This is a genomic window from Providencia vermicola, from assembly GCF_010748935.1.
Classification (GTDB): Bacteria; Pseudomonadota; Gammaproteobacteria; order Enterobacterales; family Enterobacteriaceae; genus Providencia; species Providencia zhejiangensis.
On record NZ_CP048796.1, the window covers coordinates 4,250,708 to 4,263,328 of the forward strand.

9 protein-coding genes are annotated in these 12,621 nt (G+C 42.0%); all 9 read right to left on the bottom strand.

Features of this window, described 5'->3' with window-relative positions; translation table 11 throughout:
• Positions 1-55 precede the first annotated feature (55 nt).
• On the bottom strand, positions 56-1,714 hold the full coding sequence (locus G3341_RS19385; RefSeq protein ID WP_163863427.1) for an LTA synthase family protein: 1,659 nt from the start codon (positions 1,712-1,714) through the stop codon (positions 56-58).
• Positions 1,715-1,809: 95 nt separating this feature from the next.
• Positions 1,810-3,678, bottom strand: a complete 1,869-nt coding sequence (gene selB / locus G3341_RS19390) for a selenocysteine-specific translation elongation factor (RefSeq protein WP_163863429.1) — start codon at positions 3,676-3,678, stop codon at positions 1,810-1,812.
• Positions 3,675-5,066: an L-seryl-tRNA(Sec) selenium transferase gene (gene selA / locus G3341_RS19395; RefSeq protein WP_163863680.1), complete on the bottom strand. Its 1,392-nt coding sequence runs from the start codon at positions 5,064-5,066 to the stop codon at positions 3,675-3,677. Before selA ends, selB begins: the two co-directional genes overlap by 4 nt.
• Before the next feature lie 22 nt (positions 5,067-5,088).
• The gene (gene fdhE, locus G3341_RS19400) at positions 5,089-6,024 is read right to left on the bottom strand and encodes a formate dehydrogenase accessory protein FdhE (protein WP_154624752.1); all 936 of its coding nucleotides are present in this window, start codon (positions 6,022-6,024) and stop codon (positions 5,089-5,091) included.
• 715 nt (positions 6,025-6,739) lie between these two features.
• Complete coding sequence (locus G3341_RS19405) at positions 6,740-7,456, bottom strand: YoaK family protein (protein ID WP_154624751.1); 717 nt, start codon at positions 7,454-7,456, stop codon at positions 6,740-6,742.
• A gap of 37 nt (positions 7,457-7,493) precedes the next feature.
• A complete protein-coding gene (locus G3341_RS19410; RefSeq protein ID WP_154635715.1) occupies positions 7,494-8,213 on the bottom strand; it encodes a potassium channel family protein in 720 nt (239 codons plus the stop codon).
• A gap of 73 nt (positions 8,214-8,286) precedes the next feature.
• Positions 8,287-10,020 (bottom strand): nitrilase-related carbon-nitrogen hydrolase, encoded by a 1,734-nt coding sequence (locus G3341_RS19415; protein WP_154622147.1) that lies wholly within the window; start codon positions 10,018-10,020, stop codon positions 8,287-8,289.
• A 262-nt stretch (positions 10,021-10,282) separates the two neighbouring features.
• Complete coding sequence (gene frc / locus G3341_RS19420) at positions 10,283-11,539, bottom strand: formyl-CoA transferase (RefSeq protein WP_163863432.1); 1,257 nt, start codon at positions 11,537-11,539, stop codon at positions 10,283-10,285.
• A gap of 61 nt (positions 11,540-11,600) precedes the next feature.
• Positions 11,601-12,545: a transporter YfdV gene (gene yfdV, locus G3341_RS19425; protein ID WP_154622151.1), complete on the bottom strand. Its 945-nt coding sequence runs from the start codon at positions 12,543-12,545 to the stop codon at positions 11,601-11,603.
• Positions 12,546-12,621: the final 76 nt, after the last annotated feature.

Below are 12,621 nucleotides of genomic sequence, written 5' to 3' on the forward strand. Positions count from 1 at the left end.
TCCACAGTACAGAGAATATATCGCGGAGTAAAACTCCGCGATATATTGATTAACCTTATTCTTCCGCTTTTTTATTAGCAACTTGTAATGTTTGATAGATATAGTGGTGATAACTTTCTAATAATTGTTTGTCTTCACAATCATCCAACTTACCATCACACAAATGGCGCATTTTAATATTCGCTTCATAGAATGGCGAAATCTTTAGATTTGCACGTTCTAATAAGATACCGCCAAGGAAGGCGATATCGGTTAGCTTACCTGTTTGGATGCTATTACCTGATTTTAAATTATCACGTAACGTAAATTGGGTGATAAACGCAGGGTTAGCATAATCAGATTGATATTGATTCAAGCTAATACCCGGTTGATGATCACCAAAATACAAAAACATGAGTGGCCTTTCTCGTTTCGCCATAAAGTCAACAAAATCGCGGATCGCATTATCTGAAGCAACAATTTTCTCCATATAATGGCTAAATTCACCCGCTGAATCTGCATTTTTCACTTTACCTTTTAAGCCATAATCATCACTGTGACTATCTTTATAAGGACCGTGTTCATACATCGTTAGCGAAAAAATAAATACCGGTTTATCCGTTTCTTTCGCTAAAATTTCCTTGGCGTATTTCAGCATATCCTCAGTGCTGATCGTCCATAAGTTATCTTGTAATTTTCCAGGATAACCTAACTCTTGAGGTTGAATAATTCTATCTACACCCAGCGTCTGGTATGCATGGCCAGAATGGTAAGCTCCACGGTTAAAAGGTGTTAAAACAACCGTATAATAACCATTCGCTTTCATCTCTTTAAATAAACTATTGTTGAGATGGTCGACAATAAAATAGAAAACACCACTTTTCTGTGAACCGAAATCATCACTGTTTAGCCCTGTTAGTGCCGCAAACTCAGATAGCCAAGTCCCCCCACCAAACGTTTGTACACGCATATGACTATGTGCGATCAATTCGTTATCTTGTTGGAACATAAATAGATTTGGCAACTGTGTTCCATCAGGTAATCGATAGATGTTTGGATTGACTGTCGATTCTTGTAACAATAATAAAATGTCTGGTTTTTCTGTGGTTGCAGAAACAGGCAATGTGACAGAAGCTGCTCTTTGTAAAAAATAATCGGATGAACCTTTCACTTGTGGCGAGTGATAGCTCGAATTTTTCGCCGACATAACTAAATTGGTTACTGTGCCCTTCCCCTTAGGCAAGGTTTCAGTCCATTGCGTGTAATAGTGAGACGCTGCAAAACTGGCCCCAAAATATCCACCAATGCCGAGAACAATCGCCAATAAACGCCACACAAATGATCGTTTAGACGATAATAAACGCCAGCTCAGTACTGCATTCATCACGAATAAGATCAATAAGCCAATCAACGCAACACCAGCCAACCAATAATGAGCCAATGTTCCCATATTTGAGGTGTCTGTCATGACACTGATATCGGAATAAAATAACTGCTCTTTATAATAATGGACTTTGAGTTGGTTAAGGAATTTAATAATAATAAATAGCGTACTCGTGACAACCGCCGAAAATAGCCATCTTGCAGAAAGAAAATAGAGTCCCCCAAAGATCACGGCGTAAACACTGATCGAAATCAATGCTGGGTAAATCACACCACTTTTTTCAAAAACAAGGAAAAGGGAGGCAATTAAAATCAGTGTGAGATAAATGGCAGAAAATACGCTTTTTTTCATCGAGCTTACCACAAAATATGTGAGTACCGACGGCCTTCAATAGGCAGAGACCGCCACGAATTGACTGGCTATTCTAACTAATTTAGACGATAAATCTATTCGGCAAAAATGCCTTTATCACGTAAAAAATGTCCATCACCTTTACGCCGCGTAAAGCCACTTTTATCAAAAAATTCGAGTATCTGAATCGCTAACTTACGACCAATCCCTAATTCACTCCGAAAATCAGCAGCGCAAATTTCTTCTTTTTCAAGACAATATCGTAAGATTAACTCAGCAAATTGTTTGATTTCATCACTACTATAATAGCGATCACGTACAATTGCCGTCACGAATCCCATCTGTGCTGCTTTTTTCATCACACCTCGTATCAGGTTTTCATCCTGGTTAAGCTCTGCTGCAATATCGCGAACCCACCATGCATCTATACAAGGAAATAACGGAACTATTTGTTGCCAAATGCGTTGTTGTTCTGCATCGAATACCAGACCATGTTGCGGCATATGCAGCCAACCACGCGTTTGCTTAATACGTTCATCAACAATCAGCTCATTAATTAATTTAAAAACTAATGATTCACTCATTGTTGGTAATGCCATCCGCTTTAATCTCGCTTTACTGACACCGATTTGGTCACTGTGAACCTCATGGAAATCTTCTAACGTTTGCACTAATCGCTCTTTCGCGACTTGAGCCTTAAAAGCGGATAGCACTAAATCACCGACACGAACTAATTCCACCTGAGTTAACAACGGCTCCAGTGCGCTAGGTGTTAACTGACGAGACCACCCATAGCTCTTTAAATTTAATTCACCATTCGGCAGCTGTAATTTCAAATGGGTGAGTTCATCGTTCGCCGAACAAAGACGTTGTAGCCAGTCAATAAATTCAGGTAATCTTTTCCCTCTGCGTGGAGAAGTTAATCGGATCACTCTTGCGGCTGCCAAGGTTTCACGGGCGCTAATATCGCGCACAATGAGACGATCATTATCTGCTAACCACAAAGGCGTATCGAGGATAAGTTCCGCCAGCAAAGGCGTTGTTGCGAATTCGGTCAATAAGGATACTCGCCCCGTGATATGGCTGGCACCATGATACAAATGCACAGGCTGCCAATGTTTAATCACTGAATCACATTTTAATTCAACAATCACTCGGGTTGCCGCTGCAAATGGCTTTTCAGAGAGTAACCAATCACCACGGGTGATCTCTGCTTTATCGACGTCACCAGTAAGATTTAATGCAACACGATCCCCCGCTTGCGCGAATTCTGCGGGTTGGTTTTGCCTATGAATTCCTCTGACACGAACGGAGGTGTCCACTCCCGTCAGCCATAAACTCTCACCTAGCTGAACTTGCCCTGCCAAAGCGGTACCGGTGACCACTATCCCTGCGCCTTTGACATGAAATACACGGTCAATAGCTAATCGAAAACGTTGTTGGGGGTTTTGATGATCGGTTGCTTCTAGATGTAATTGTTGCAGATATGCTTGTAACTCAGCAATACCACAACCATTATTAGCTGAAGTCACAAATAGAACGGGGTCAGACCAACCTTGTTGATGAAGTTCATCCTGTACTTGTTGAATAACTTGAGTGATCCGCTTTTCATCAACTCTGTCTGCTTTGGTTAAAATAGCCGTTATTTTCTGGCAGCCCGCTAAGCGCAAAATGGCTAAGTGTTCTCGTGTTTGCGCCATAACACCATCATCACACGCCACCACCAACAGAGCATGTTGAATACCACCAACGCCTGCCAGCATATTACCTAAAAATTTTTCATGCCCAGGAACATCAATAAAGCCAATTGAGCTGCCATCTTGTTGAGGCCAATACGCATAACCAAGATCGATGGTCATGCCGCGCTTTTTCTCTTCGGGTAAATGGGCGGTATTCACCCCAGTAATCGCTTGAATTAATGAAGTTTTACCATGGTCAACATGGCCAGCGGTAGCAAAAATCATGAAAGCAGTACCTGCAATAATGCATGTTCATCATCTAAACAACGGAGATCCAGCCATAATTTACCCTCTTTCAATCGGCCTATCACAGGCTGGGTAGAGTGACGCCAACGTGCCATAAGTAAGGCCAATGTATTTCCTCGCCCATCAAATGGCGTAAATGTCACAGCATAGCTTGGCAACCTATCAACCGGTAAAGACCCACTACCGATTTGGGATAAACAAGGTTCGATTTCAACCACAAATTTATCACCATAAAAAGCCTGCAAGGGAACAATCAAACGCTGCGCACGCGCTTTAATTTCATCGGCACTACGGGTTAACCAACGTAATGTCGGTAGCTCAGTAACCAGTTTTTCTGGCGTGCAATACAGTTTTAATGTCGCTTCTAATGCCGCTAATGTCATTTTATCGGCACGTAATGCACGTTTAAGCGGATGCTTTTGAATGGCTTCAATCCATTTTTTCTTGCCGAGAATGATCCCTGCTTGCGGCCCTCCCAGCAGTTTGTCACCCGAAATCGACACCAAATCAATCCCTTGCGAAAGATACGTTTGTGGCATTGGCTCAGCAGGTAAACCATACGCTGTCATATCTATCATTGATCCACTGCCCAAATCAATTGCTGTCGGCAATTGATACTGCTTACCTAACTCAGCCAGCTCGGCACCTTCAACTTCTGCGGTGAAACCTTCAATGCTGTAGTTACTGGTATGCACCTTCATCAATAATGCAGTGTGTTCATTGATAGCATTAACATAATCACGTAAATGAGTTCGATTGGTTGTTCCGACTTCCACGAGTTGGCAACCTGCTTGTGCCATCACATCAGGCACTCGAAAAGCCCCGCCAATCTCAACGAGCTCGCCGCGCGAAACAATCACTTGTTTACCTTGCGCGACAGTCGCTAATAACAATAAAACAGCTGCCGCATTATTATTAACAATGCAGGCATCTTCTGCGCCAGTTAATTGACAAAATAAGTCAGCCAAAGCGCGATCACGATGCCCTCGCGTGGCACCATCAAGAGAGTACTCCAACGTTACAGGTGAACTCATCACCTTATTCACCGCCTCAACGGCAGATTGCGCCATTACCGCACGACCTAAATTCGTGTGTAGTACCGTGCCCGTTAAGTTAAAAACGGGTTTTATCGCACTTTCCTGTAACCTGTTATGACGTTTAGTCAGCTCTGTCACCCAGTCAGCGTGCCATGCAGGCAATTGCTCATATTGCTGGATAAACTCACGGGCTTGCTGCTGCATATCTCGTAACTGCTCAGTCACCCAATGATGCCCTGATTCAATGACGAGGGTTTGTACCTCGTCGAGTTGCAGTAACTTATCAATAGCAGGAAGCTGGCGGTATAGCGCGGCAGTGGAGTCTGACATCATGGTTACTCTCTTTTAGTGACTATTTTTCGCCGGGAAACAAGAATGGATTAAGGCTACTACGAGCAAAGCCTTCTTCTTCCATACGTGCATCGAGAATAATAGACGCTAAATCATCAGCAACAGCTTCAACTTTTGCGTCTTTTTCTTGATAAAGAATTTTGAGGTAGCTGCCACAATCACCACAACTTTCTGCTTTAACGGCCGCGTTTTCATCATCAAGAGACCAATAGTTCAGCTTACCTGTTTGTTCACAATTACTGCATTTCACTCTAACCATATGCCAATCGGTTTCACATAAATTACAGTGTAAATAACGTAAGCCTTGTGTTGTCCCAATTTGGACAATACTTGATACTGGCATGCTATTACAAACCGGACATAAATGACGATGATCGCCATGTTCCGCACGAGCTTTACCCGGAATTTGCGCTGCCATTTGAGCCCAATAAACAGAGAGTGCCGCCCAAATAAACATTGATTTATCCGCCGGTACTTTTTCGAACTGTTCATTCAGCAATGCGGAGGCCATCTCTTCAAGCTCATTGGCCGAGGCTTTATCGAGATTTTCCAGTGCAGGACGCACAGACTCAGGCACTACAGGTAATAATTCCGCAATAATCGAATGCAGAAGCTTGTGCCAATGTGCTGTACGCGGAAATGTTTTCACATCAAGAGGCGAATTATGACTCGCTGTCGCTCGCTCTAATACCGCATTCATATCCATTTCTAATGGATTATCATGCTGTGCATTATTCTGTGCAGTGGCCACTTCAGCGGCAAAATTAAGATAACCTGCAAAAGGATGTTCTCCAGCGCCGAGTTCTTTTAATCTTTCAGCACGACGCTGATATAGACTCTTCAAATTCGGAAATAGGACAGGAGGAATAAAACCAATACCTTTTTCTTTCAGTCTTTCTTGCCCTAATTCTTCTTTAGGGACGATACGAATACCCATCGCATTGCTCTCTTTTAAATTTTTTAAACGACTTATCCGAGGGAATGCTAGCCATATCCTCGGATTTATTGTTCGTATTTTATGCTTATTCAGCGAAAATTGCTGTTATCTACTGCTCAGGATAAAACAAAAGTCGCTAGGTAGCTACCTTGTTGCCTTGGTATCAGCAAGTTTCCTTTTAAGGAGCTAAGTAAAAATCCATCTAATAAAGCGACTTCATCACTTAACCTTGTACCTTTAGCGGTTTATACTCTGAGAAATAGCCACTATTCGCTCTCTTCTTTGAAGTTAATCACTTTACGCTAACGAAATTTTTTGACCTGCCAAAGTGATGAAATGATCTTCGATTAAGTGTTATTCAATCGCAATGATGGGAAATGAGCGCAGTGCAACAGTATGACCCAACGTAGAGTGGGCGCATGGTGATTGCCTTTAAGATAATGTTGGTGTTTCCCCATGAGATACTATCGGAAACCGTGATCAATGAGGCCATGAAAATGAATGAATAGCACATTCGCTTATTATCGAGACGTTATTTAGCGGCGAAAGCGTCATGCTATGACATGGATAGTAAGATGAGAAAGTACAATGGTCATCAAACAATAATATTTGCTTTAATCACAGGCGAGTTAACTCGCCTGTGATTCTTTATTTCAAGTAAAGTGAGTTGACTCAATATCACTACAATAGACTCAATACCTTCCGGATATTCTACTTAGTTAGAGTCGATAGATTGTCCACTATTTTCTCTTGAGAAATGCCGCCCCAGGGTAAAAATCAAACATAATGGGATTAGGGTAATTAATAATGCGTACTCTCTCGCATAGTCAGCTAACATGGCCATCATAAAAGCCCCACCCGCAAAGCCAAATAAAGTTAAAAAGTAGCAATAACTTTTATAAAGCGCCTCTTTTCTTTCTGGTCCTTTAAACGCAACGGATTCTGCTAATGAACTAAACCCGAGTTGAACATTCAGTGTCACGGCAATATTACCGTATAGCATGCCATTAATTTTATGGAATGCATTACCTTGCATACCCGCAATAAAGGACAGCGCCCAAACGGCATGGAAACCACTCGCGGCAACATTAAAAAAGTAAATATAAGCGATAAGCAGCAGTAACAACATGATTTCTAATGATAATAGGGTAAATGTCCATGTTTTCTCATTGGTGTTGTATTTATAACGTAATAGCGCCAGTAGCATGGCACCAGCACCAAATGAAAAAATCGCAATAATGTAGGGAACGGTTGCCATCATGCCGTGTTTAGCAAATTCATAGCCTAACATGATGATGTTACCCGACTGAAAAGTGGCAAATGATTTAGTCGTAAAAAAAGCATAGCCATCAAGCATGCCCGAGGTTATTGCCAATAAAAAGGCAATGGTTGGCAATTGCATAAAAGGAATTTTCGATGTTGATGTTGTCATTATGATTAAACCTATCAAGTATGGTTATTTTGTGTGATTACAGTGCATCAGGATTTCCTGATAATACTTTTTTAGATTGGCTTAGTCGGCTGATCACCGAGGTAATATAAACAGTAAATATTGGAAATACCGTCATGCCTGTCGCCGCTAATAGTGTAGTCACCACTTTTCCTGCGGTTGTGACGGGAATAATATTGGAACCAAGTGTTGTTACTGTCATCGCAGCCCACCAAATCGCATCACCATAATTTTTAACGTCTGCATTATTGCCTCGCTCAAAAATAAAGAAAATTAGGCTAATAAAATACACCGTTGAAAAAAGTAGGATGATGTAAGAAACAAATAAGGCAGTGGTATTTCGTTTTACGACCATCATCATAAGCATGACAAAAGCGGCACCACCTCGAAAAAGAGGAATAAAACGAATTAGGTAAATTTGTTCTTCCGTAAATTGAATCGACGTATAATCTAAGATGGTTAAATACGGGATAGAGAGAAAAATAATAATAAAATACTTAGCAATAAATTTTTTTCTCTCTTTCGAAAGAAATAAAAAGATAAAAAAGTCGAGAGTAAAATAGATGCAAATCCAGAACTGGATATCAAAATAAATCGAGTGCGCTAAGAAAGGATCATGTCTGAAGGTTTCAAGTGAAATACTCGCAATTAAAAATAACGAAGCGACGACCCCAAAAAAATGTAATGTTTTGATCAGGGTTTGCTTTGTATAAAAAGTTTGAGCGGCTGTTATATTCATTTTTATCTTTGTCATCAAATAGGTAGGCAATCCGCTGGATGCCTACCTAACCACATGAATAAATTGAGATTAATTAAGATACAAGAGGGGGAAACCAAATCGCTTGTTGCCCACTAATAAGACGCTCTTGGTTAATCCAAGTATAGGGTGCTGGTACCTGTGCTTGTAATCTAACATCTGCTGCACCGCGTTCTGCGGTCAGTGTTGGTGTTAACACGACGGGTTCAGGCCCATAGATTGCTGCTGACGTGAAATCTCTTTCACTTCGTCCTCCGCACACTACCCATAGCTGATTTAACGTTGCGATAGCATACGGAATAAAGTCGGCTCGACCTGTTGGCGGATTGTCAACAGAATAAAGATGGCTGTCGATCTCAACACGTAAATCACTTGGCAGGCCGGCAGGAGCTGCAATAATATCTGCTCGTAAAGTACTATATAGCCCACCTAGCTCGGGCACTTCTAATTCGTGCGCAGCGGCGAGCGCGATACGTCCAATCGGTGTTGTGGTCACGCTGACAGAGTGACCCGCGCTTGCCCAACCTTTATCACGCTCATTGAGATGAGTGACACGATATCTTGCTAAGATATCTCCCGCAGGGCCAGCTAATACGACCGTATGATATAATTTATCAACATCAATTTCAGGATAGCTTCCAACGACATAGCCTTTCCCTTCAGAAGCGATCTGACCTAATGCTTGCTCAAAAGCGCCACCTTGTTTCTCTGCATGGGTTAGTAGGACATTCGGATCATTGGTATAAGGCAATGCAGACAACTCAGGCAGTACTAATAACGCATTTTCCTCCACTTTGACCGACGATAAATCAGACACGGATTTCTCCCATTGTGCTGCAATCAACGTTGCTTGCGTTTTTGTAGTCGTTGCATTTGCATCTGTTGGGCTACGATGAAAAGCTAATGTTGGGAAATATAATTCAGGGCGACGTTTTGCTAATAATGCATTGCGCTGTTTATCTGCTTCATCAAGGTCAATCGTTGCGCTGTATATTCCATTAAGGCCTGGCTCTAATTCAAGTGGGCTTAGAACCGGAGATTGCGCCACTTTATGCCCTGAAGGTGCCCATACACTCGACCCTCCATTGTAATAAAGCTGACCATGTGTGATAGGGTTAGTTTCAATGCCACTACGGGTGGCACAAATCACCCACATGCCATTAAACGCACTCATATGCTGAACATGCGCCACGGTTGAGTGATCTCCAAGCATTTCAGCTGGTGTAGCATTAGGCATCATACGATCTGATACTGAATGCCACCCTAAAATTTGCGCACCTTCTAAGGCTGCTAAACGCACATATTGCCAATAGGTATCATCATAACAAATCAACAAAGCAATACGACCAATCGGAGTATCAAAGGTATTCACGCCTGTATTTCCGGGGGCGAACACTTTTTGATCCTGTGAATTTAGGCCTATTTTTCGATACTTACCAATAATGCCTTCTGGCCCCATTAATACTGCCGAGTTATAGGCGATCCCTGTATCCGTATCACGTTCCGCAATACCAACACTCATATACATACCTGTACGCGCCAATACAGGCAAGATTGCCTCTGTCGTTTTACCCGGAATCGTATCTAAATAAGGCGCTAACTCTGCTGAATCTGAAAATAAATAGCCACTCACCGCTGTTTCTGGGAATACCGCATAATCAACGCCTTGTGCAGCAACCTTTTCTGCGGCTTCCACTAGGCGGCGAATATTGCCCTCTAGATCGCCCCAAGCAGGAACAAAATCAACAGCAGCCACTTTACTGCTTTTCTTGACGGTTAAATTATTCATATTATTAATCCTTATTTAATAACAAAAGTTATTGTCAAAAATAAAATAGTGTCGTCTCGCTATAAGCCGCGATAACAAATAATGAGTATTTAAATAATTGGCGAATAAAACCGCCTCACCCTAATGGGTGAGGTAAAAAACCTTTAATTTGAGCTATTAACCTTTTTCAGTTAATAATGGATTTTCTTATTTTGAGCATTTTGAATGCCATTATTTCATTACCGCCCAATTAACCTATTTATAATTAATTGGGCTGAATACGTTAAATAACGTTTTTAGTTTTCATTAACGCTATTTGTTGGTCGCTATAACCTAACTCTTTTAAGATTTCATTATTATGCTCACCTAAAAGTGGGGCGCTTTTAATCTCTGGCGTAAAAGCTGAAAACTTCATTGGGCAACCAACCGTTAAATAGTGACCTCTTAATGGCTGTTTGACTTCAACAATAGAACCACTAGCGCGCAAAGCGGGGTCATACATAATCTCTTTCATGCTCAATACCGCAGAGCAAGGCACACCAAACTGATCAAAATAATCCGTCAGCTCATGTTTATCTTTGTCTTTAGCGACCTCTTCAATCGCATCCCAAACGTCTTGAATATGGCTCATTCTCGCTTCTGTCGTCGCAAAAGCAGGATCCGTTTTCCATTCCGGCTTACCAATTGCATCGCACGTATTTTCCCAGTTATGATCCTGATTAATAAAATAGATATAAGCATTTGGATCAGTATCACTGCCTTTGCATTTCAGCATCGTACCGGGCTGACCACCACCACTTGCGTTGCCGCCTCGTGGAACTGCATCACCAAATGACCCATTCGGGTATTGTGGATACTCTTCTAAAAAGCCAAGCTTTTCCAAGCGCTGTTGATCACGCACTTTGACACGGCATAAATTGAGTACCGCATCTTGCATCGACATGGTTACGCGCTGCCCTTTCCCCGTTTTTTCACGTTGTAGTAATGCCGCTAATAAACCAATTAAGAGATGCATCCCTGTGTTACTATCACCTAACGCTGCGGAACTAACGACTGGAGGCCCATCAGGAAAACCTGTCGTGGATGCAGATCCCCCCGCCGCTTGCGCAACATTTTCATAGGCTTTCACATCCGCATATGGCGAATTTTCATTAAAACCTTTGATTGAACCAAAAATCAAACGTGGATTGAGCTGCTGAATGACTTCCCAGGTAAACCCCATATGGTCAATAGCGCCGGGATGGAAATTTTCAACCAAAATATCGGCTTGGCGGATCAGCTTCTCCATCACTTCTTTGCCTTCTGGCGTCTTCGTGTTTAATTCTAGTGAGCGTTTATTACTATTGAGCATAGTGAAATAGAGTGCATCAATATCAGGAATATCCCTGAGCTGATGACGGGTAACATCTCCAATACCCGGTCGCTCAATTTTAATAACGTCCGCCCCAAACCATGCCAACATTTGAGTACATGATGGGCCAGACTGTACGCCAGTAAAATCGAGAACACGAATCCCTTCAAGTGGAAGTGGAAAAGCCATAATCACTCCTTTATGTCATAACAGAGGTGAGACCGCCAGCGGCGACCTCACCTCCATTTATTTATGCAACTAAACGTGCGATGTAAATCCACAACGGTGCGGCGATGATAAAACCAAGCACACTCACGGCCAGAGAGGCGGTTCCTGTACGAGTGTACAAGTTAAAGCGACTCGCAATAATAATACCTGAGAATGCCGGAGGTAATGCTCCCGCTAATACCATCATTTGTAACTGCTCTGAACTCATATTAAAGGTCATACCCACCAGTAATAATAGGCCTGGCATTAAGACTAATTTAAGTAAGGTGTTGTAGATAATCTCACCGTCAAACTCGAACTTATTCGCAGCCAGAGTCAGGCCCGCAGCAAAGACCGCCACTCCCGAGTTAGCTTTGGCAATCAAATCAAAAGTGGGATCCCACATATCTGGGATTTTAATGCCAATTAATACCAAAACGGTTGCTAAGACTGGTGACCAAACAACCGGCTCCTTGAACGCCGAAATCAAGGCATCCATTCCACCGCCACCTTTTTTGCCATCTGCATTAGAAGGATTCAGTAAGAACAACCCAATTGGGATAGTAATAGCATTAACAATAATCGAGATAATGGCGACCACTAAACCTGTAGAGACAGTTTGGCCATAAATAGGGTCCAGTACGGCGAAACCCAAGAAACCGATAGTAGGAGAACCGGCGATCAGTGCGCACACCGCGGCTTCACCACGACTATGTTTAAAAATGTATTTACAGCTAAAGAAAGAGAAGAAAAAACAGACCAACAGGACGACAAAAGAAATAATGGTTAGCTTAGTATCAGCAAAAATCATTTCGCGGTTTGCACGTACAATCGAGACAAATAACGCGGCTGGTAACGCATAGTTTAATACCAGTTTATTAAATGCTTTGGCTTGATCGTTGGTAAATACGTTACGTTTACCGCTCGCGTATCCCAAAATCATAATGATAATTATGGGCAATAGATCACTCATAAATATCTTAAACATAAAATCGGCCATTAGACTCACCTTTTTTTGGCAAAAAGCAGCCCTGTGCCATTTAATATATAAATGGCACAGATGT

Bases quoted from the DNA above. Each gene is read 5' to 3' on its own strand.
- G3341_RS19410 (WP_154635715.1), bottom strand. From the start codon at position 8,213: ATGAATATAACAGCCGCTCAAACTTTTTATACAAAGCAAACCCTGATC.
- G3341_RS19405 (WP_154624751.1), bottom strand. From the start codon at position 7,456: ATGACAACATCAACATCGAAAATTCCTTTTATGCAATTGCCAACCATT.
- G3341_RS19415 (WP_154622147.1), bottom strand. From the start codon at position 10,020: ATGAATAATTTAACCGTCAAGAAAAGCAGTAAAGTGGCTGCTGTTGAT.
- G3341_RS19385 (WP_163863427.1), bottom strand. From the start codon at position 1,714: ATGAAAAAAAGCGTATTTTCTGCCATTTATCTCACACTGATTTTAATT.
- selB (WP_163863429.1), bottom strand. From the start codon at position 3,678: ATGATTTTTGCTACCGCTGGCCATGTTGACCATGGTAAAACTTCATTA.
- yfdV (WP_154622151.1), bottom strand. From the start codon at position 12,545: ATGTTTAAGATATTTATGAGTGATCTATTGCCCATAATTATCATTATG.
- fdhE (WP_154624752.1), bottom strand. From the start codon at position 6,024: ATGGGTATTCGTATCGTCCCTAAAGAAGAATTAGGGCAAGAAAGACTG.
- frc (WP_163863432.1), bottom strand. From the start codon at position 11,539: ATGGCTTTTCCACTTCCACTTGAAGGGATTCGTGTTCTCGATTTTACT.
- selA (WP_163863680.1), bottom strand. From the start codon at position 5,066: ATGTCAGACTCCACTGCCGCGCTATACCGCCAGCTTCCTGCTATTGAT.